Annotated in this window: 23 protein-coding genes and 1 pseudogene; 19 read left to right on the forward strand and 5 right to left on the reverse strand. The window is 33.2% G+C overall.

What is annotated here, in order from left to right; all coding sequences use genetic code 11:
• The first annotated feature begins 267 nt into the window (after window positions 1-267).
• From ilvC to ilvN, 7 genes are all read left to right on the forward strand, one after another.
• Window positions 268-1,266 (forward strand): ketol-acid reductoisomerase, encoded by a 999-nt coding sequence (gene ilvC, locus HGI79_RS09270; RefSeq protein ID WP_185650438.1) that lies wholly within the window; start codon window positions 268-270, stop codon window positions 1,264-1,266.
• A 92-nt stretch (window positions 1,267-1,358) separates the two neighbouring features.
• The gene (locus HGI79_RS09275) at window positions 1,359-2,873 is read left to right on the forward strand and encodes a 2-isopropylmalate synthase (protein WP_185650439.1); all 1,515 of its coding nucleotides are present in this window, start codon (window positions 1,359-1,361) and stop codon (window positions 2,871-2,873) included.
• A gap of 189 nt (window positions 2,874-3,062) precedes the next feature.
• A complete protein-coding gene (leuC, locus tag HGI79_RS09280) occupies window positions 3,063-4,328 on the forward strand; it encodes a 3-isopropylmalate dehydratase large subunit (RefSeq protein WP_185650440.1) in 1,266 nt (421 codons plus the stop codon).
• The gene (gene leuD / locus HGI79_RS09285; protein ID WP_185650441.1) at window positions 4,328-4,822 is read left to right on the forward strand and encodes a 3-isopropylmalate dehydratase small subunit; all 495 of its coding nucleotides are present in this window, start codon (window positions 4,328-4,330) and stop codon (window positions 4,820-4,822) included. Before leuC ends, leuD begins: the two co-directional genes overlap by 1 nt.
• Window positions 4,819-5,892 (forward strand): 3-isopropylmalate dehydrogenase, encoded by a 1,074-nt coding sequence (leuB, locus tag HGI79_RS09290; RefSeq protein WP_185650442.1) that lies wholly within the window; start codon window positions 4,819-4,821, stop codon window positions 5,890-5,892. The genes leuD and leuB overlap by 4 nt, the downstream gene beginning before the upstream one ends.
• A gap of 28 nt (window positions 5,893-5,920) precedes the next feature.
• Entirely contained in the window at window positions 5,921-7,531 is a 1,611-nt protein-coding gene (gene ilvB / locus HGI79_RS09295) for a biosynthetic-type acetolactate synthase large subunit (protein WP_185650443.1), read from the forward strand.
• A gap of 15 nt (window positions 7,532-7,546) precedes the next feature.
• Window positions 7,547-8,035, forward strand: a complete 489-nt coding sequence (gene ilvN, locus HGI79_RS09300) for an acetolactate synthase small subunit (RefSeq protein ID WP_185650505.1) — start codon at window positions 7,547-7,549, stop codon at window positions 8,033-8,035.
• A gap of 125 nt (window positions 8,036-8,160) precedes the next feature.
• Here the strand turns inward: ilvN and HGI79_RS09305 are convergent, their stop codons facing one another.
• On the reverse strand, window positions 8,161-8,700 hold the full coding sequence (locus HGI79_RS09305) for a spore germination protein GerW family protein (protein ID WP_185650444.1): 540 nt from the start codon (window positions 8,698-8,700) through the stop codon (window positions 8,161-8,163).
• Window positions 8,701-9,113: 413 nt separating this feature from the next.
• Window positions 9,114-9,533 (reverse strand): DUF2953 domain-containing protein, encoded by a 420-nt coding sequence (locus tag HGI79_RS09310; RefSeq protein ID WP_185650445.1) that lies wholly within the window; start codon window positions 9,531-9,533, stop codon window positions 9,114-9,116.
• Window positions 9,534-10,194: 661 nt separating this feature from the next.
• Between HGI79_RS09310 and HGI79_RS09315 the strand changes: the two genes are divergently transcribed.
• Complete coding sequence (locus HGI79_RS09315) at window positions 10,195-10,557, forward strand: VOC family protein (protein WP_185650446.1); 363 nt, start codon at window positions 10,195-10,197, stop codon at window positions 10,555-10,557.
• A gap of 145 nt (window positions 10,558-10,702) precedes the next feature.
• Here the strand turns inward: HGI79_RS09315 and HGI79_RS09320 are convergent, their stop codons facing one another.
• On the reverse strand, window positions 10,703-11,617 hold the full coding sequence (locus HGI79_RS09320) for a DMT family transporter (RefSeq protein WP_185650447.1): 915 nt from the start codon (window positions 11,615-11,617) through the stop codon (window positions 10,703-10,705).
• A 297-nt stretch (window positions 11,618-11,914) separates the two neighbouring features.
• Here HGI79_RS09320 and HGI79_RS09325 point away from each other — a divergent pair, with 297 nt between their 5' ends.
• The 11 genes and pseudogenes from HGI79_RS09325 to HGI79_RS09375 all read left to right on the forward strand — a co-directional run bounded on the left by HGI79_RS09325 (window position 11,915) and on the right by HGI79_RS09375 (window position 20,702).
• A complete protein-coding gene (locus HGI79_RS09325; protein WP_241428180.1) occupies window positions 11,915-12,229 on the forward strand; it encodes an MFS transporter in 315 nt (104 codons plus the stop codon).
• A 15-nt stretch (window positions 12,230-12,244) separates the two neighbouring features.
• Window positions 12,245-12,418: a hypothetical protein gene (locus tag HGI79_RS09330; protein WP_185650449.1), complete on the forward strand. Its 174-nt coding sequence runs from the start codon at window positions 12,245-12,247 to the stop codon at window positions 12,416-12,418.
• 34 nt (window positions 12,419-12,452) lie between these two features.
• Window positions 12,453-12,605 (forward strand): annotated as a pseudogene (locus HGI79_RS09335) (magnesium chelatase domain-containing protein); the annotation flags it as partial.
• Window positions 12,606-12,622: 17 nt separating this feature from the next.
• A complete protein-coding gene (locus HGI79_RS09340) occupies window positions 12,623-12,892 on the forward strand; it encodes a hypothetical protein (protein WP_185650451.1) in 270 nt (89 codons plus the stop codon).
• Between the two features lie 280 nt (window positions 12,893-13,172).
• Window positions 13,173-14,120, forward strand: coding sequence for a magnesium/cobalt transporter CorA (gene corA / locus HGI79_RS09345; RefSeq protein ID WP_313885197.1), 948 nt, complete (start codon window positions 13,173-13,175; stop codon window positions 14,118-14,120).
• 242 nt (window positions 14,121-14,362) lie between these two features.
• A complete protein-coding gene (locus HGI79_RS09350) occupies window positions 14,363-14,566 on the forward strand; it encodes a hypothetical protein (protein WP_185650452.1) in 204 nt (67 codons plus the stop codon).
• A gap of 283 nt (window positions 14,567-14,849) precedes the next feature.
• A complete protein-coding gene (gene nuoF, locus HGI79_RS09355; protein ID WP_207725748.1) occupies window positions 14,850-16,718 on the forward strand; it encodes an NADH-quinone oxidoreductase subunit NuoF in 1,869 nt (622 codons plus the stop codon).
• Window positions 16,719-16,776: 58 nt separating this feature from the next.
• On the forward strand, window positions 16,777-18,654 hold the full coding sequence (cooS, locus tag HGI79_RS09360; protein WP_185650454.1) for an anaerobic carbon-monoxide dehydrogenase catalytic subunit: 1,878 nt from the start codon (window positions 16,777-16,779) through the stop codon (window positions 18,652-18,654).
• Window positions 18,655-18,656: 2 nt separating this feature from the next.
• Complete coding sequence (locus tag HGI79_RS09365; protein WP_185650455.1) at window positions 18,657-19,199, forward strand: 4Fe-4S dicluster domain-containing protein; 543 nt, start codon at window positions 18,657-18,659, stop codon at window positions 19,197-19,199.
• A 4-nt stretch (window positions 19,200-19,203) separates the two neighbouring features.
• The gene (locus tag HGI79_RS09370) at window positions 19,204-19,950 is read left to right on the forward strand and encodes a 2Fe-2S iron-sulfur cluster-binding protein (RefSeq protein WP_185650456.1); all 747 of its coding nucleotides are present in this window, start codon (window positions 19,204-19,206) and stop codon (window positions 19,948-19,950) included.
• Window positions 19,947-20,702, forward strand: a complete 756-nt coding sequence (locus HGI79_RS09375; RefSeq protein ID WP_185650457.1) for an ArsA-related P-loop ATPase — start codon at window positions 19,947-19,949, stop codon at window positions 20,700-20,702. The genes HGI79_RS09370 and HGI79_RS09375 overlap by 4 nt, the downstream gene beginning before the upstream one ends.
• 27 nt (window positions 20,703-20,729) lie before the next feature.
• Here HGI79_RS09375 and HGI79_RS09380 read toward each other — a convergent pair whose 3' ends face one another.
• Together HGI79_RS09380 and HGI79_RS09385 are read right to left on the reverse strand one after the other, a co-directional pair.
• A complete protein-coding gene (locus HGI79_RS09380) occupies window positions 20,730-21,200 on the reverse strand; it encodes an NAD(P)H-dependent oxidoreductase subunit E (protein WP_185650458.1) in 471 nt (156 codons plus the stop codon).
• 65 nt (window positions 21,201-21,265) lie between these two features.
• Window positions 21,266-21,421, reverse strand: coding sequence for a winged-helix domain-containing protein (locus HGI79_RS09385; protein WP_185650459.1), 156 nt, complete (start codon window positions 21,419-21,421; stop codon window positions 21,266-21,268).
• Window positions 21,422-21,712 lie beyond the last annotated feature (291 nt).

Here is a 21,712-nt window from a genome sequence, read left to right on the forward strand (position 1 = left end):
GTAAGCTGAGCCGGCGAAAGTCGTTATTTATATGAGTAAAAAAATTGGGTGGTACCGCGACAGACTTCTCGCCCCATAGAGGAGGTCTGTTTTTTTATATTTAAAATTGCAAAAAGTTTTTCAACTGGCCAGTGGAAACTTATATAAATTTCAAAAATGTTATTATATATGTTAAAAAATTTATATGTTAAAAAGTTATAAATTATTATATATTAGAAAATTATAAACTATATTAGATTTTAAATAAGAGAAGGGTGGAACAAAAAAATGGCAAAAATGTATTATGATCACGATGCAAATTTAGAATTATTAGCAGGTAAGAAGGTAGCAATTATAGGTTATGGTAGCCAAGGTCACGCTCATGCACTTAACTTAAAAGATAGTGGAGTAGATGTTTGTGTAGGACTATATAAAGGAAGTAAATCTTGGGAAATTGCTGAAGCAGCAGGATTAAAAGTACTAGAAGCTTCAGAAGCAGCAAAAGAGGCAGATTTCATAATGATACTTATACCAGACGAAAGACAAGCAGCACTTTACAGAGAAAGTATTGAACCAAATCTTACAGAAGGAAAATCATTAGTATTTGCTCACGGATTCAATATCCACTTTGGACAAATAAAGCCACCAGCTTACGTTGATGTATTCATGGTAGCACCAAAAGGACCAGGACACACTGTAAGAAGCCAATATGAAGAAGGAAAAGGAGTTCCATGTCTTATAGCAATGCATCAAGATGCTAGCGGAAAAGCTAAAGAATATGCATTAGCTTATGCAAAAGGAATTGGCGGATCAAGAGCTGGAGTATTAGAAACTACTTTCCAAGAAGAAACTGAAACAGATCTTTTCGGAGAACAAGCGGTATTATGCGGAGGAGTTACAGAACTTATAAAAGCAGGTTTTGAAACTCTAGTAGAAGCAGGATATCAACCAGAAAGTGCATATTTTGAATGTTTACATGAAATGAAGCTAATAGTAGACCTTATTAATGAAGGCGGCTTAAGCTACATGAGATACTCAATAAGTGATACTGCTGAGTATGGAGATTACTGTACAGGAAAGAGAATTATAACAGAGGAAAGCAGAAAAGCAATGAAAGATGTATTAACAGAAATACAAGATGGAACTTTTGCTAGAAACTGGATCGTTGAAAACCAAGTAAACAGACCATCCTTTAATGCAATAAGAAGAAAAGAAAGAGAACACCAAATAGAAACTGTTGGTAAAGAACTTAGAAAAATGATGCCTTGGGTTAAAAATAAGGAATAATATATACATAGCATTAAGAGGCGTGCTTGGGATGTAAATCTAGCCCCTCTTAATGTAAAAAAGATTATTACATTAAAGGGGGAGGATTTTTCATGACAAAAAAAATATATATATTTGATACTACTTTAAGAGATGGAGAACAAACTCCGGGTGTGAGTTTAAATATAAATGACAAACTACAAATTGCAAAACAATTACAAAAAATGAATGTGGATGTTATCGAAGCAGGTTTTCCTATAGCTTCTAACGGAGATTTTCAAGCAGTTAAAGCTATTGCTGAAAGTATAAAAGGTCCTGTTATTGTAGGGTTAGCCAGAGCAGCTAAAGGAGATATAGATCGTGCATGGGAAGCTCTTCAGTATGCTGAAAAGCCTAGAATACACACTTTTATTGCCACCTCTGATCTTCATATGGAGCATAAGTTAAAGATGACACCAGAAGAGGTTTTAAAGAGAGCTGTTGAGATGGTTAAGTATGCTAAATCTTTATGTCCAAGTGTTGAATTTTCTCCAGAAGATGCAACAAGAACTAGACCAGAATTTTTGTATAAAGTTTTAGAGGCAGTAATAGATGCAGGAGCTGACATAGTAAATATACCAGACACTGTAGGATATACAACACCAAGTGAATACGGTAGTTTCATTAGAGGTATTAAAGAAAATGTTCCTAATATTGATAAAGCAATTATTAGTGTGCATTGTCATAATGATTTAGGCTTAGCAGTGGCTAATTCACTTGCTGCCATAGAAAATGGAGCACAGCAAATTGAATGTGCAGTAAATGGCTTAGGTGAGAGAGCAGGTAATGCTGCATTAGAAGAAATTGTCATGGCTATTAAGACTAGAGCTAATTATTTTAATTGTCACACAGACGTAGTTACTGAGGAAATTATTAGAACTAGTGGATTAGTAAGTCATATGACAGGAGTTCAAGTTCAAAATAATAAAGCCATAGTTGGAGCTAATGCCTTTGCTCACGAGTCTGGTATTCATCAGCATGGGGTATTAAACTGTAGAGAGACTTATGAAATTATGACTCCAGAATCAGTAGGATTAAAGAAAAATCTTATAGTACTAGGTAAGCATTCAGGTAGACATGCTTTTGAAGATCGCTTAAAAGAACTTGGATATACTAATTTAGATGCTGATAAAATAAATGAAGCTTTTGAGAAGTTTAAGGATTTAGCGGACAAGAAGAAATCAGTTTCTGATGAAGATATTGAAACATTAGTTAAGCATGAAGTATTTCAAGTACCAGAAGTATTTAATCTTGAGTACTACCAGGTTTCTAGTGGAAATACTATAATGTCTACTTCCACTGTTAAAATTGGATTTGAAGGTAACAGTATTAGTGAAGCTGCATGTGGAGATGGTCCTGTAGATGCTACTTTTAAGGCTATTGAAAAAGCTACAGGTATTCAGGTTAAACTTGAAGATTATTTTATAAAAGCTGTAGGCAGCGGTAATGATGCTTTAGGAGAAGTTACGGTAAAAATTGAAAAAGACGGAAAGATGTTTTCGGCTAAAGGAGCAAGCACAGATGTAGTAGAAGCTAGTGCAAAAGCACTTGTTAACGCTATAAATAAATTGTATTATGACATGAATTAATTTTATAAAATTTATAAATAACTAAATAATTTGTAAGCATTTAACTACTTATATCTTTAAATGAGTTTAAATATACTCTTAAACATTGTATTGGATACAATTGTTAATATTTATATCATATGTTTATGGGAAATATAAAAGTCGCTTAATGTTTTGATAAATAATTAAAATTGAGAGGGGTTGAATTACATGGGAATGACCATGACGCAAAAGATTTTAGCTGCTCATGCTGGATTAGATAGTGTAGAAGCTGGGCAATTAATAAAGGTAAAATTAGATTTAGTATTAGGTAATGATATAACTACTCCTGTAGCTATAAGAGAATTTAATAAAACAGGTATTAAGGAAGTTTTTCATAAGCAAAAGGTCGCTATTGTGCCAGATCATTTTACTCCAAATAAAGATATAAAATCAGCAGAACAATGCAAATGTGTTAGAGAATTTGCAAGGGATAAGGAAGTAGAAAATTACTTTGAAATTGGTCAAATGGGAATTGAACATGCTTTAATACCAGAAAAAGGTCTTGCAGTTTGCGGAGATGTAATAATAGGAGCTGACTCACATACTTGTACTTATGGTGCTTTAGGTGCATTTTCTACAGGTATCGGAAGTACAGATATGGCAGCAGGTATGGCTACTGGAGAAGCTTGGTTTAAGGTGCCAGAAGCAATAAAGTTTGTACTAAAGGGAAAACTAGCTCCTTGGGTTAGCGGAAAAGATGTTATTCTTCATATTATTGGAATGATAGGAGTAGACGGAGCTCTTTATCAATCTATGGAGTATACAGGAGAAGGTTTAAAAAACTTATCTATGGATGATCGTTTTGCAATGGCTAATATGGCTATTGAAGCTGGAGCTAAAAATGGTATTTTTGAAGTAGATGAAAAAACAATAGAATATGTAAAAGAACATTCAACAAGAGATTATACTATATATAAGGCTGATGAAGATGCAAAATATGCAAGAGTTATTGAAATTGACTTATCAACTCTTCGTCCAACTGTAGCATTCCCTCATCTTCCTGAAAATACTAGAACTATTGATGAAGTTGGAGATGTAGCTATAGACCAAGTAGTTATAGGATCTTGCACTAATGGTAGAATAGAAGATTTAAGAGCAGCAGCTGAAGTTTTAAAAGGAAATAAAGTAAATAAGAATGTAAGAGCTATTATTTTCCCTGCAACTCAAAAAATCTATCTTCAAGCAATGAAGGAAGGCCTTTTAGAAACTTTCATAGAAGCAGGTGCTGTAGTAAGTACACCTACTTGTGGACCTTGTCTTGGTGGACATATGGGTATTTTAGCTAAAGGCGAAAGAGCTATAGCTACTACTAATAGAAATTTTGTAGGTAGAATGGGACATCCACAAAGTGAAGTATATCTATCTAGCCCAGCTGTGGCAGCAGCTTCAGCTGTAACAGGAAAAATTTCATCTCCAGAGGAGGTAGTAAAATAATGATTCAAGGAAAAGCAATAAAATACGGAAATAATGTAGATACAGATGTTATTATTCCAGCAAGATACTTAAATACAAGTGATCCTAAGGAGCTTGCATCACACTGCATGGAGGATTTAGACAGCAACTTTTCTCAAAGAGTAAAGGCTGGAGATATAATGATAGCAGGAAAGAATTTTGGATGTGGATCTTCTAGAGAACATGCTCCAATAGCTATTAAGGCTTCTGGAATCGGATGTATAATAGCAGAAACTTTTGCAAGAATATTCTTTAGAAACTCAATAAATATTGGACTTCCTATAATGGAGTGTGCAGAAGCTGCTAGAGACATAGAGGATAATGATGAAGTTTCTATAGATGTAACTACAGGTGTAATTACTAACATAACTAAGAACAAAACTTATAAAGCCGCACCTTTCCCAGAATTTATGCAGAAGATAATAAATGCAGACGGACTTATAAATTACATCAAAGAAGAGGTGAAGAGCAAATGAGAATAGCAGTTATACCTGGAGATGGAATTGGCAAGGAAATAATCACTCAAGCATTAAAGGTATTAGATGCCATATCAAATAAATATAAATGTAAGTTTGAGCTTAAAGAAGTGCTTCTAGGAGGAGCCGCTATAGATGAAACAGGTAGTCCGTTACCTGATGAAACAGTAGAAATCTGTAAAAATAGTGATGCAATACTTTTAGGAGCAGTTGGTGGTCCTAAGTGGGATAAACTACCTGGTAATTTAAGACCAGAAACTGGACTTTTAGGTATAAGAAAAGCTTTAGGAGTATTTGCTAATTTAAGACCAGCTATTCTATTCCCTCAACTTAAATCAGCTTCCAATTTAAAGCCAGAAGTATTAGGCGATGGTTTAGATGTAATGATAGTTAGAGAATTAATTGGGGGAGCATACTTTGGAGAAAAGAAACGTGTAGACATACCAGAAGGACAAAAAGCCTGGGATACAATTGTTTACTCTACTCCAGAAATAGAAAGAATCGCAAGAAAATCCTTTGAGATTGCAAGAAAAAGGGATAAAAAGCTTACACTAATAGATAAAGCTAATGTACTTGAAAGCTCAAGATTGTGGAGAGAAGTAGTAAGCAAGATAGCAGAAGATTATACAGATGTAGAATTGAGTTATATGTATGTAGATAATGCGGCTATGCAGCTTATCAGAGATCCTAAGCAGTTTGATGTAATTGTTACTGAAAATATGTTTGGAGATATTTTAAGTGATGAAGCTTCAATGTTAACAGGTTCTTTAGGAATGCTTCCTTCTGCTAGTTTAGGAGAAGGAATAGTAGGTTTATATGAGCCTATACATGGATCAGCTCCAGATATTGCAGGACAGGATAAAGCTAACCCTATTGGAACTATCATGAGCGTAGCTATGATGCTTAGATATAGTTTTAATATGGAAGATGCAGCTAAAGATATAGAAGCTTCTGTATCTAGAGTTCTTGACAAAGGTTATCGTACACTTGATATCATGGAAGCTGGTTTAAATGCTGTAGGAACAGAAAAAATGGGAGAACTTATTGTTCAAGAAATAATTAATTCATAATGGAAAGATATTTAAGGAGGGGAAGCGTATGAAAGCTGCTGAAGCGGTTATCCAGGGATTGAGAGAAGAAAAAGTAAAAGTAGTGTTTGGATATCCGGGTGCTGCAGTACTTCCTATATACGAGGCTTTAAGAAACTCCGATATTGATCATATATTAGTTAGACATGAGCAAGCGGCAGGACATAGTGCTAGTGGATATGCAAGAGCCACTGGCACTACAGGAGTTTGTATTGTAACTTCAGGACCAGGTGCAACCAATGTTATTACTGCCATTGCTACAGCCTATATGGATTCCATTCCTCTAATTATTATTACAGGTCAAGTTAAGTCTACCTTAATTGGAAAGGACGTTTTTCAAGAAGCAGATATCATAGGTGCTACTGAATCCTTTACAAAACATAACTATTTAGTTAAGGATGCTAAGGATATTCCAAGAATTTTAAAAGAAGCTTTTTATATAGCAGGAACTGGCAGACCAGGCCCTGTACTTATAGATATACCTATGGATATTTTAGACGAAGAAATAGAATTTGAATATCCAGAAAGCGCAAATATTAGAGGATATAAGCCTACAGTGCATGGACATCAGGGTCAAATAAGAAAGGCCTTAGAGAGAATTAAAACAAGTAAAAAACCTCTAATTTGCGTAGGCGGAGGAGTTGTTTCTGCTAAAGCTGAGAAGGAATTAAGAGAATTTGTAGAAAAATCTCAAATACCTATAGTTCACACCCTTATGGGAAAGGACAGTATCAATGTGGATAACCCTTATTATGTAGGACTATTAGGAACTCATGGATTTAGCTATGCTAACAAAGCTGTAGCAGAAGCAGATGTTCTAATACTTATTGGAACTAGAGTTGCAGATAGAGCTACAGCAGGGTTAAAATACTTTGCTAAAAATGCAGATATAATTCACATAGATATTGATCCTGCAGAAATAGGAAAAAACTTGGGACCAACAATACCGGTGGTTGGAGATTCTAAAAATGTTTTAAGAGAATTAATAAAGGGAATAGTGTCAATTGATACACAGGAGTGGATTAAGGATATTAAACAATGGAAAGACCAATTCCAAGTTGTCAGAAAAGATACGGATAAAGTAAATCCAAAGGAAGCCTTAAGATTAGTAAGTGAATTAGTGGAAGATGATGCTATTTTAGTGGCTGATGTAGGACAAAATCAGATCTGGAGTGCTCGTAATTTTGACGTAAAGGGTACTAGAAAATTCTTTACATCTGGTGGATTAGGTACTATGGGATATTCTCTTCCGGCTGCTGTTGGTGCTAAAATGGGATGCCAAAATAAGAGGGTTGTATCCGTTATGGGTGATGGAGCCTTCCAAATGAGTTTATTTGAATTGGGAACTATTGCAGAAAATAATCTAAATATTATAATACTACTATTTAATAACTCAGGACTTGGTATGGTAAGAGAGATTCAAACAGGTAAAGGAAAGAATTATTATGGAGTAGATTTTAAAGCTAATCCTGACTTTATTAAATTAGCAGAAGCTTATGGGTTACCAGGCAGAAGAGTTAACCGCACTGAAGAATTCCAAGAAGCTCTTAAGGAAGCTATGAAATCTAATAAAGCATTTTTTATAGAGTGTATTGTAGATCCTTATGAGAGCACCTTTTAGAGGGGGGTGGAAATCATTAATAAATATGTGTTATCAGTATTAGTAGAAAATCATTCAGGGGTATTAAGTAAAATATCGGGTTTATTTAGTAGAAGAGGATATAATATTCACAGTCTAACTGTAGGAATTACAGAAGATCCTAATATATCTCGTATGACCATTGTTGTCATAGGAGATGAATATATGTTTGAACAGGTTAGTAAACAATTAAATAAACTTATTGATGTAATAAAGGTAATAGAATTGAGTACTCATAAGGCTGTTTATAGAGAACTTGCTTTAATAAAAGTATCTGCTGATTCTAATAATAAGTCGTTAATTATGGAGACTGTGAATATATTTAGAGGAAATGTAGTAGACATTGATACAAAAAGCATGACTATTGAAATAACCGGAGATGAGGAAAAGATATCTGCTTTTATTGATTTAATGAAGCCTTATGGAATTAAAGAAAGCGTTCGTACAGGTCTAACTGGACTACAAAGAGGAAATAAAGTAGATTAATCATATAAAAATAAGTTTAAATAATACTTGACTGTATAGATTAATGAAAACTTATAATAAATAACCCAGAGATAAATAAATATAATCTCTGGATTATTTGTTAACTTTATAACAGTAATTAATAGTTAATAACTCAAGGGTATATCCTGTTGATTATCTTGAGTTTTAAAGTTGTCATTAGACTCGTTAAAAATGTCATTTTCTTTATGTTTATTCACATCTTGGTGATTTTCTTCGTCAGTTTCACCATTTCTATGTTCTTTATTTTTATATTCGTTATCAGTGTGATTTGAAGCATTTTTTTTCATGTTTTTAAGATCTAGTTTAGAAAGTATTTCAGGAACCATTTCTACTAAATTTGAAAGGTTATTTTTACCTTTTACAGGCAACATGGTTACTTCATTATTTCTGATTACAAGTATGGCGTTTGGGGTTACTCTAGCACCAGCTCCTAAACCTGAACCTGAACCATCTATGCCGTTGTTATCGCCACCTGAACCTGAACCGGTACCTGTTCCACATCCAAAAGTAATTGTGACAATTGGAACTAGAGTGGTTTCTCCCACAGAAATTGGATGACCTACCACGGTATCACTTCGTAAAAATTTTTCCAATTTAGAAAATAAAGCATCTATATTTTCTGCTATAGAAACATTATCTGCCATTTTTGATTCCTCCTTATATTTTAAGATAATTCTAATACTGATTTATTATAGATAATCATGCCCGAAATTTAACTTATACTCCGGAATATGCTACCAAACTTCAGCACGTTAAAAAATTTTAATCAGTCTAAAGTTCGTGTTTAAGCAGAGAGCCAAAATCTGTGATTTTGTGCGAATCGCTTACTACTCTGACGGAAGGAAGAGTAGTTTCAATATAAATTCATAAGAATCTTTGATAAACTCGTACCTCAAACACATCAAAGCTCCTAAGATTTTCAAAAACACTTCACTAAGACTGATAAAAAAGTTTTTAAATGTGCTATCAGTTTTGGTAGCATATTCCTGCGTATAAGTTATGTGTATCTATAGTATACACTTATGTAAATTTGTATTTATTAATATAAATCTACTCTTTAATAAGTTTCAGCAGTTTTTGATTTTTTAAACACTTTTTTTCTTATTTCTTTTGATAATAAAAATCGTAGAGTTTTTATTAGTAATAATAATAAAAATATCTTACCGTAAACTATTAATTTTATATTTAGTACTTCTTCATCAAAATTAGGATTTAGATTTATTTCTGTACTTGGAGTTATTTGTGAAAGTATTGATATAAAAGCACATAGCATACCTGTAGTAGAAGGGTCTTCTAGGCCATATGTTCCATCTATTTTTATATAATATGGTTTTATAATAGATAGTATGCTTTTTAAATATGATATTGTATAGCATAAGAACTTTTTGTCAAAGTATTTCTTAAATGTATAATAAGGTTTATGTTTATGGTTTATGTGTTTTTTATTTTTAATATCATTTAAGTTACTATGTAGCAAAGTTTTGTTATAAAGTGACAGTAGCAATTCAGAGTTATGATTTTTAATTGAAAACTTAATATTAAGCAATTTAAGCATACAAGAAATATTTATATAATAATTAGAAGTGCCTTGTATTTTCCCTTTAATATTATATCTAAATGGAATTATCAATAGTAGTATGAAGCTTACAGTGATTATAAAAAGTAAAACTAATATAATTTTTAAGATAATAGCAGCTATAAACAAAGTACATCCCTACCTTATTGGCTATTTTAACTTGTAAATAAATTTAAAAGAACCTTTGATAAAGTTGCTAGTTAAAAGTCATTGAGGTTTTTAATTAATCTAAGTTTCTAACTATGAACTTTATAGTTTTGCAATTTAGCTATATATAGTTAAGTTTTTTATAGTATATTAATATTATTGTTATTCTATACCATTCTAATACTTAAGAGTATTCTAAAAAATTTTGGTTCATCTAGAAATCTTGTAAAACATACATAGTACGCTGGTGTAACTTCATTATAGGATATATTCCCTTGCACACTCACAGATACACTGAAAATTTAATGAACATTTTTAGAAGAAATGATAATGAAATCGTTGTTGTTAATGCCATAATTATATATAATAAAGCAGTGAAATCAAATGCTGATAAGTAAATATGAGGAGTGAGATAATGAAATTTTGTTGGTGTACAATTAGGGTTAACAATATGGAGGAGTCTTTAAAGTTTTATCAAGAAATTGTAGGACTTTCTATTAGTACAAGATATATGGCTGGGGCTGAAAAGGAGATTTCTTTTTTAGGGGATGGAGAAACAAAAGTAGAACTTATTTGTGATTCAAACCATAAAGCAACTAATAATGTTGAGGGTATTTCTTTGGGCTTTGAAGTTGAGTCTGTTGACGAAATGATCAAGTTCATAAAAGAAAAAGGACTTGAAGTAGATAATGGACCTTTCCAGCCTAATCCACATATTAAATTCTTCTATGTTAAGGATCCTAATGGCTTTAGGATACAATTCGTAGAAAACATGTAACTTGGATTAAAAGGTATAAAGCATCTTCTGTTGAGGGTGCTTTTTATTATAGAATTTTTGCTTTGTTAATGTCGTCAATTACTCTCGGGGGTTGTTAACAAATCGTTACAATTTGTTTTGCTACTAATAATTGCAAGTGCTTGTTTTAGGATTTATTTACTATATAGATACCAATGCACACTAATATAAGAGCTGCAGCATTTTTCCAATCAAAAATATTTTCTCCTAAAAATATTGAAGATAAAATGGTGCCAGATACGGGAATTAAAAAATTAAATAGGGCAATAGAACCTACCTTATTGTATTTTAAAAGTATTGTCCATATGGAAAAAGCCAGAGCTGAAAGCAAACTAAGATACAATAAAACAAGTGTAGAACCTATTGTAAAGTTTGTAACATAGCCTTTATTTGAAATTCCTAAAATAATAAGTACCAATCCACCAATTAATAACTGATAACCTGTTACAATTGTTGAATCCATGCTTTGGCAAATTTTTTTACTATAAATTGAAGAAACTGAAAAGATAAATGCAGCTATGGCAACAAAGACTTCTCCGTTAATTTTAAAGTTAAAACTTAAAAGTTCACTGCTGAAATTTACTATCAATACACTAATAAACCCAAGTATACATCCAATAGCTTTTTTGTAGTTCATTTTGTCATTTTTATATAAGAAATGAGCCATAATAACGCTAAAAAAAGCAGATGTAGAATTCATTATTGAGGCTTTTACGCCAGTAGTATGAGCAAGTCCAATATAAAAGAATATGTACTGCAAGGTTGTTTGAGTTAAACCTAAGAGTATAAGTTCTTTAATGCTTTTTTTATTTAATGAAAATAGTTTTTTAGAGGAAAATAACGACACTATTAGAACCATTAATCCTGCAAGTATAAATCTATATCCTGCAAAAGACAATTCAGAAAATACATCATTTGTACTTATTTTAAATAGGGCATATCCACTTTTAACTCCTGGATAGGCACTTCCCCATAATATGCAGCAAAATGATGCAAGTAGTATTACTATCTTTTTGTTTGTAAAAAAAATTTTGTTATTCAATTCTGTCGGATCCTTTCTTTTAAGCAATAATTATATTATACATTTTTTTAGTAGTGTGTATATAGTTAGAATCTATAATGATACTTATGGATTTGAAAATGGATATAATTAAATAACTATTAAAAATATTTCAAGTTAAATAGTAACAGTTAATTTTTCGGAGTATTAATGTAAAATATAGAAAAATATTTTACAATCAAACAGAAACTTCCAGTTTCTGTTACGACCTCAGAGGTGGTAGCAATAACTGGAAGTTATTGCTTGCACTTATTATTTTCAATAGCAGGTATATTTTTGATGAACTTTAACGTTTTAATACCTCTATTAGCTAAAGTAGTACTACATAAAGAATCTAAAGAATATGGATTTCTAATGTCCTTTATGGGAGCAGGATCATTTTTAGGAGCATTTTCCCAAGTAATTAAAAGTAGATCTGGACCTAAAAAATATTTGCTTTATTCAAGTGCTGTAATATCAAGTATAGTACTTATGCTAGTTGGATTTAGCAAGAGTTTTGTTTTAGACTCAATGCTGCTGTTTTTAGTTGGATTTTTTAATATTCGTTTCAGCACTACTGCAAATTCAACTATGCAGCTGAAATCCAGTGATTAGTATAGAGGAAAAGTAATGAGTGTATATGCATTAGTTTTTAGTGAACTTACTCCAGTAGGAAGTGTGCTTACTGGAACCCTTAGCAGCAACATTAGTGTACCTTTTACATTTATATTAAGCGGTGCAGTTTCATTGGTATTTATAGTGTTGATTTTATTAGCTGAAAGAAGAAAAACTGTATACAAGTAATTTTAATTGTCAAGAATCTAATAGAGGTGATATTATGGCAGTTAAAATTACTACAGCAGCTTTTAATGGCATAGATGGAGTAATTGTATCCGTAGAGGTAGACATAGAAAGAGGTTTGCCTTGTTTTAATATAGTAGGTCTTGCAGATACTTCAGTAAAAGAATCTAGAGATAGGGTAAGAGCTGCATAGGACTAATCGAGAAAGTGCCATTTGATAATATTAGTCGAACTATTAGAAGAAGAGCTATTAGGGAAAAAAAACAGTTGGTTAAAAATATGAATATAGATGCTAGTAAATTAAGAGATGCAACATTTTATACTATACCACTATATGAAGAAACAACTCTAAGAAAGGCTAATCAATTAGCAGGAACGATGTTAGAAAATAATTATAGAGCAAATTCCTTTTCTAAGATATTTTTAATAAATGTTTTTGGGCAAACATTTGCAGATGAGGTTTTTCAAGATGGATGATTGTACAGTAAAAGAAGTATGTATTCTTCCTCCACAATCGTGTTAAATATTTATTACGTGTGAATTATTAACAAAACATGTAAATTGAGATATTTTCACGTATCAAATGTCGTATAATTAATTCAATTAATGTAATTAATGTTGTTTAATAATGCCTTTTCTGTGTTTGAGGGGATTGTGATATGCTTGTCTCATCACTCAGTTTGTTATATTTTTTGTATCTGATGCAAAAATATGATTTCTAGATTATTGTATGTTTACAAAAATAAAGGAGGGTGTAATGAGCATGATTCGTACTTTTGCGGTTACAAACGATTTAAAACTTATTGATGATATACAGATAAATCTTTTATCTGATTCTGATATCAAATGGTTTTGGGTAGATTTTGATTCACCTACTGAAGAAGAAGTAATGCTTCTTAAAACACATTTTAGCTTCCACCCACTAGCGATTGAGGATTGCTTGCATTTTTTGCAACGACCAAAACTTGATTATTATGATGGATATGATTTTTTTGTTCTACATACTTTAAACCAAGACTCACATTCACCTGAAGAAGTAGATGTATTTGTTGGAGAAAATTTCATTGTTACTTTCCATTTATCGCCGTCGCCTGAAATAGAAATGGTTCGACAAAAATTAATGGGAGACAATAATACTCTAAATAAAGGGGCATTGTACATATTTTATTTAATAATGGATAAAATTGTTGATGAGTATTTCCCTACCATTTATAAAATTGAAGATAGTATAAGTGAAATTGAAACGAAAGAAACCAATCAAAATCTAATTGAAGGTATATTTAAAATTAGGAACAAGTTACTAAAATTACGCCGAACAATTTTCCCGATGAGAGAATTACTATATAGAATTTTAAATTCGGAAAGGGTGATAATACCCAAAGAAGAACGAGTGTACTTCATGGATATTTACGACCATTTGCTGAAACTTTCCGAAATGATTGAGTCGAATCGAGAAATGACGACTGATATACGAGACAGCTACATTTCATTAAATTCAAACCGAATGAATAATATTATGAAGACACTAACCGTTATGACTTCCATTTTTATTCCCCTAACATTTATTGGAAGCATCTATGGTATGAATTTTGAATATATGCCAGAACTCACATGGCGTTGGGGATATTTTGCGGTACTAGGGGTTATGTTTGTAGTCGGCTCTGGTATGCTATTAGGGTTATGGATTAAGGGTTGGTTCAAATAAAATACATAAAAAAGCCGATGTTCTTAAGAAGAAACATCGGCTTTTTCAGGTTTATTAAAAGAACCTCTTTTTCCAGAAGATAACGGCTGTAATACTTGATAAAATAAAAGAAAAAGAATTAATAGAAACACATTTTCACTCTGAATAATTTTTATGTTGAACTTAATGGAATCTTACCCAATATAATAGAGATTGGAATATGGGCTGAAGGAATAAATGATTATATAGATTTTATTCAATTTGTGCAACAAGTGGTTGCGCAAATTCCTTGGACACATAATGTTGTTATTATGGAGAAAATAAAAGATTATGTAAGGAAAAAAATAAATTTCCTACACACAGCATGTGGAGTGTGTCGTGAAGATAGCCATCAGCCTTTAGAATTACAGGACGAAAAGCTGTGGGAAAATGATAGATACATAGTTTATACCAGATTATACCTATAAATTTGTTTAAAAGTATGGTATAATTATCCGCATATTTCATTTTTTTCAGCCCCTTTGTTTAACGGATTTTGTACTGTGGTGAGTATCTATCCATTTAAACAAAGAAGCTTTTATTTTCAAAGGTGATTTTAGCTAAAAAACGATGTAACGCTAGTGATATGAAATAAATAAACTTAATAACTTTTCAAGATTTGATGGAATAAATAATAAATTAAGCAATAACTATCCAAGTATATGAATTATGAGGAAAAATACTGAAGTGCTTAATTTTATTCTTGAATTAATGGTCTATATTGTGGAGGTGAATAGTTTGAAATCACTGGAAGAATTAAAAAAGTTGCAGAAAGATTTTCAAGAAGATTTAGAAAAAGTAGAAAAACGAATTCTAGTCTGTGGAGGAACAGGTTGTGTTTCCTCCGGATGTAGAGAAGTTCGAGATGCATTGAAAGAAGAACTAATTAATAACAATTTAGAAAATGAAGTTAAGATAGTAGAAACAGGTTGTCATGGCTTTTGTGAAAAAGGACCAATTGTAATTGTCTATCCAGAAAGAATATTCTATTGTGAAGTAAGCGCTGAAGATGTAAAAGAGTTAGTAGAAAAGCAGTTTTTAGAAGGGGAAATAGTAGAAAGATTATTATATCAAGATCCGGTTAGTGGAGAAAATATTTTCTCTTATCATGATATTGATTTTTATAGTAAACAGCAGAAACTTGTATTGGCTAATTGTGGTGAAATCAATCCAGAAAATATTAAAGATTATCTAGCAAGAGGTGGTTATCAAGCATTAGGACAAGTTTTATCTGAAATGAAGCCACAGGAAGTAATTGATGAAGTTAAGCAATCAGGTCTTCGGGGACGAGGAGGAGGAGGATTTCCAACTGGACTTAAGTGGCAGTTTGCTCGAGACAGTAAAGGGAGCAAAAAATATGTTGTTTGCAATGCTGATGAAGGTGATCCAGGTGCTTTTATGGATGAAAGTATACTGGTAGGAGATCCCCATAAGGTTCTTGAAGGGATGATTATTGCTGCTTATGCTATTGGTTCTGATAAAGGATATATTTATGTTAGAGCCGAGTATCCATTAGCTATTAAACGCTTAGAAAAGGCTATTGTTCAGGCGCGAGAGTATGGTTTGTTGGGAAAAGAATTATTTGGTACAGAATTTAATTTTGATATGGAGATTAAAGCTGGTGCGGGAGCTTTTGTCTGTGGTGAAGAGACGGCTTTGATAGCATCTATTGAAGGAAAACGGGGGATGCCTAGATCTAAACCACCATTTCCAGCTCAAAAAGGACTATGGGGTCATCCGACAAACATTAATAATGTAGAAACCTATGCTAATATTGCAGGGATTATCAATAATGGGGCTAAAGTCTTTAGTTCAATAGGCACTGAAGGTAGCAGAGGAACTAAGGTCTTTTCTTTGACAGGTAATATTAATAACACTGGTTTAGTGGAAGTACCAATGGGAATTTCAATGAAAGAAATTATTTATGATATAGGTGGGGGAGTTCCTAATGGCAGAAACTTTAAAGCAGTTCAGATTGGTGGTCCTTCTGGAGGGTGCCTGCCGAAAGATAAGTTGGATTTAGCAGTTGATTATGACTTATTATTGGAAGTGGGAGCTATGATGGGTTCTGGTGGATTGGTTGTGATGGATGAAGATAACTGTATGGTAGATATAGCTCGGTTCTTTTTAAACTTTACAGTAGCGGAGTCTTGTGGCAAGTGTGCTCCTTGCAGTGAAGGTACTAAAAGAATGTTAGAGATATTAGAAAAGATTACAGAAGGCAAGGCTAAAGTTGAAGATTTAGAGCAATTAGAGACTCTGGGAAAAGTGATAAAAGATACTGCCTTATGTGGCTTAGGACAAGCTGCCCCTAATCCAGTATTGTCAACATTGAATTATTTTAGAGCTGAATATGAAGCTCATGTAAAAGATAAAAAATGTCCAGCTGGGGTATGTCAGTCATTATTGAAATACTATATTGCTGATAACTGTAGAAGATGTACTAAATGTGCAAAGGCATGTCCTGTAGATGCCATTAGTGGAGAGGTTAAAAAGCAGCATATTATAGATAAAGATAAATGTATTAAATGTGGAACTTGTATTGAAGTTTGTCCTTTTGGTGCCATAGTTAAAGAATAAAAAATACTAAGATCTATTTTAAGTATTGATAATTCATATAGGAAAGAGGAGTATAAAGATGTTGAGTGAAAAAAAGTCATATGATAAAGCAACACAGGAAGGAATTAAAAAAGCACATTCTGATGGAGTGGAGACTGTTTGGGATAGACTAAAAGCACAACAACCTCAGTGTGGTTTTGGGCAACTTGGTTTATGTTGTAGGAATTGTAATATGGGACCATGTAGAATCGATCCCTTTGGAGAAGGACCTTCAAAGGGGGTCTGTGGTGCCACAGCTGCTACAATAGTTTCTAGAAACTTAGTTAGGATGATTGCAGCTGGAGCGGCTGCCCATGGCGATCATGGTAGAGAGGTAGCATTGGTCTTTAAAGAGATGGTTGAAGGAGAATTATCAGGGTATGAGATAAAGGATCAAGCTAAGTTAAAAGCAATAGCGTCTAAATTAGGAATTGATATAGATAGAGAAATTAAAGAAATTGCTGAAGATGTTGCTAGAATAGCTCTTTTAGACTTTGGAAAACAGGATGAAAAGATGCTTTCATTTGCCAATGCTTATGCACCTGAAAGTTTAAAGAAGCTTTGGAAGAGTATAAATGTTGCTCCTAGAAACATAGATAGGGAAGTTATAGAAAGTATGCACCGCACAAATATGGGAGTTGATGCTGATCCTCTTAGCTTAAGTCTACAGGGAATTAGAACAGCTCTTGGAGATGGTTGGGGTGGTTCTTTAATTGGTAGTGAATTTTCAGATGTGATGTTTGGTACTCCTTACCCTGTTGAGTCTTCTGCTAACTTAGGTGTGTTAGAAGAAGATAAGGTAAATGTAATTACTCATGGACATGTTCCAATCTTGTCTGAAAAGATTGTTGAAGCTGCTGAAGATGAAGAAATGATACAATTGGCCAAAAGTAAAGGAGCAGCAGGAATTGTGGTAGCTGGTATGTGCTGTACAGGAAATGAAATTGCAATGAGACATGGGATACCAACAGCGGGTAACTTTCTACAACAAGAATTGGCAATAACTACTGGTGCTGTAGATGCTATGGTAGTAGATTACCAATGTATTATGCCTTCGTTAGTAGATGTAGCCAATTGTTATCATACTAAAGTGATTACTACTTCTGAAAAAGCAAAGATACCAGGAGCAGAACATATTGAGTTTCATCCACAACAGGCAGATGAAATTGCTAGGGAAATCATTAAAACAGCCATTGAGAATTACCCTGCCAGAGTAAAAGATAAGATTAAAATACCTTCAGAAAAGATGGATGGGGTTGTAGGATTTTCTGTTGAAGCAATAGTAGAAGCCTTAGGTGGTTCCTTAAATCCACTTATTGATGCAATTAAAGAAGGTACAATCAAAGGGATAGCAGGCATAGTAGGCTGTAATAATCCTAAAGTAGAACAGGATAAAGGACATATTGAAGTTGCTAAAAAATTAATTGCTAATGATATCTTGGTAGTGGGAACAGGTTGCTGGTCAATTGCTGCTATGAAAGCTGGTCTTTTTAAAGCAGAAGGTGCTAAATTAGCTGGAGATGGTCTTCAGGCAGTCTGTAAACAACTTGGTATTCCTCCTTGTTTACACATGGGAAGCTGTGTAGATAATACCAGAATTCTTGTTGCCATATCAGCAATAGCAGAAGCTTTAGGTGTTAAGACTTCTGACTTACCTGTTGCAGGAGCAGCTCCTGAATGGATGAGTGAAAAGGCAGTAGCTATAGGTACTTATTTTATAGCTTCGGGAGTCTTTACTGTTTTAGGAGATACACCTCCTATTTTGGGAAGTAGTGAGGTAGTTAAGTTATTAACTGAAGATGTAGAAGAAGTGACTGGAGGTAAATTTGCTGTGGAAAGTAATCCTCATAAAATAGCAGATCTAATGATTGAGCATATTGAAAGCAAGCGGGCACAACTGTTAGGGAAGAGGGGATAAATATGAAAAAAATAATAGATATTGATATAGATAAATGTTTAGGCTGTCGTACCTGTCAGTTGGAATGTGCTATTGAACATTCTAATTCCAAGGATTTATTTGCAGCTATTCAGGAGAAACCTCTACCCCAGTATAGGATAAGTGTAGAATCTATAAATGGAAGTAATATTCCCTGGCAATGTCGGCACTGTGACGATGCTCCTTGTGAGATTGTCTGCCCTACAGCCGCTATAGGTAGAAAAAATGATGAAGCTCCAGTTGTGATAAATAATAATAAATGTATAGGGTGTAAGATGTGTGTTCAAGTTTGCCCCTTTGGAGTATTAAAGAGAAGTAAAGCAGACAATACTGTAATCAAGTGTGATTTCTGTATAGAAAGGCTAGAAGAAGAAAAAGAACCAGCATGTGTGAAGGGATGTCCTACAAATGCCTTGAAACTCATAACTTTAGAAGAGTTATCTAGTAAGAAAAAAGAAGCAGCAGCACAAAGACTTTTAACTGCTTCTCAACAAGGTGATAAAAGAGTAGAGTTGGGGCAGGAGTGATAGGATGAAAGTAACTATTGATGGTCAAGAAGTTAAAGTGCAGGAAGAAAAAACTATTCTTGAATTGGCAATAGAGCTGGATATTGAGATCCCAACTCTATGCCATCATGATGGTTTAGAACCTTACGGTGCTTGTAGATTATGTATCGTTGAGATAGAGAAAAATGGAAACAAAACCATAGATGCTTCTTGTACTAGATATGTAGAAGACGGTATGGTAATTAAAACAGCAACTAAAGAACTAGTGGAAAAAAGAAAATTAATAGCTGAACTGTTGCTGGCTCGAACGACAGGCTCAAAAGAATTAAAAGAAAGATTTGAGAAACTAGGAATTACAAAAAGCAGATTTGAAAGCAAGGACTATGATTGTTTATTATATTGTGGTAGATGTGTTAGAGTCTGTAAGGAAAAAGTAGGGATTGAAGCTATAAGTTTTGTAGGAAGAGGTTATGATACTAAGGTTGGTACTCCTTTTTCTATTGATTCTGATGTTTGCATAGGCTGTGGTGCCTGTGCTGAAATTTGTCCTATTGGAACTATAAAAGTTAAAGATGAAGGTTCAACTAGATATATTGAATATTTTAATACAAAGGTTGAGCTGAAAGAATGTAAGGACTGTGGAGAATTTTTTAGTACTAAAAAAATCATAGAAAAACTAAAAGAAGATTTTCCAAGTTTTTCAGACTTGGATTTATGTGAAACTTGTAAAAAAAATAACGAGATGAAGAAATTTTGGAGGGTGAAAAGATGAAGATAGCTATTTCAGGAAAAGGTGGAGTAGGTAAAACTACCATTTCTGCAGGACTTGCTAGAGTTTTTTCTAAAGAAGGAGAAAAAGTAATTGCTTTAGATACTGACTCTTCTCCAAATCTGGTAACTACGTTAGGTGGGAGCCAAGCTGATATCAAGCCATTGTCAGAAATGGATGATTTGATCGCAGAAAAGACAGGAGTAAAACCAGGCAGTGGCTATGGTCAAATGTTTAAATTGAATTTTACAGTAGATGACATTTTAGATAGATTTGGAGTCCAATGTAATGATGGTGTGCAGTTGTTAGTAGCTGGATCTATTAGACAAGGAGGAAGCGGATGTTTTTGTCCCGAGAATGCACTTATAAAAAAATTACTACAACATTACCTAAACAAATCTGACTATACCTTGATCATGGATATGGAAGCTGGAATTGAACATTTAGGAAGGGGAACTACAGAAAATATAGATGTATTAATAACAGTTGTGGAACCAAATCTACGTTCAGTTGAAACGGCAGAAAGAATAAATAAATTAGCTAAGGATATAGGTATAAAAAATAATGTAGCGGTTTTAAATAAAGTAAAGAATTCAAGAGAGAAAAAAATTATTGAGGATAAACTAAGTATCCCCGTTATCTATACTATTCCATACAGCCATAGTGTTAATGAAGCTGATCTTAAAGGAACTTCCGTATTTGATGAAGATGAAGAGTTAATGAATATGATGTCAGAATTGAAGAAAAAATTATAAGTTTAAATTGTTAAAGAAATTTAAAAATTAATCCTTCAGTTCTTTCAAAAGTTCAGCGGCCTTATCCGGTGTCATGGCAGGGTATACCTTATCATTTACGGTCAATACGGGAGCCAGTCCGCATGCGCCAAGACAGTATACAGTTTCTACAGTAAAGATTAGATCATCGGTTGTAGCTTTTGCTTCCGATAGACCTAATTCTTTACGTAGTCTGTCAAGTATAGGAATTGATTTTCTAACATGGCAGGCAGTACCGTCACAAACTTTTATGACATACTTACCTTTTGGTTCCAATGAAAAGTTCTTATAAAATGTGGCTACACTATAGATATTAGCTTCACTGATACTAAGTTTTTTTGAGAGATATGGAAAAGTCTCTTTGGGCAGGTACCCATAATGCTCCTGTATACTCTGCAAGATAGCAATAATTGCACTTTCCTTACATCCAAGCTCATCAATAATACTATCAACAATCTTGAAATCAAATGTTTCGTTCATATATATCCTCCATTCAAAATAACTACCTTAATTTTCTTTTCCATCTGCTTTATACAAACAGATAATTATACAGCATTCAGTTTTAATGCATCAGCAATCGATGGTGCGGCAATCACTTCTATTCCTTCCCTATGTAATTGCTTTAAATAATGATGATAATACGACATGCGCTTTAATGCCTGCGTTGAAATATAAATTGGGAATTCCTTACCGTCGTACATAATTGCTCGCTCCTATAATATCAGTATTTAAATATCGACATTATAATACTGGAATCGTTCATTGTCAATAACATCCTAATGGTGGGATTTTTTTAACGTATAGATAAGCTTGAACTAATAAGAGTTGTAATTTGAAAGTTAAGATTTCGTTTATATTTTACCCTCTTTAATCTTTTGCCAGGTGGTATTTAAAGTCCGTCTAAACCAACGTTGAGACAGCGGTTAGGATATCTCTTAAGCCCCTAAGGATACTTGGACAATTGCTTTTAAAATAGAAGATTACATTCAAGC

It is taken from the genome of Clostridium sp. DJ247 (genome assembly GCF_014231265.1).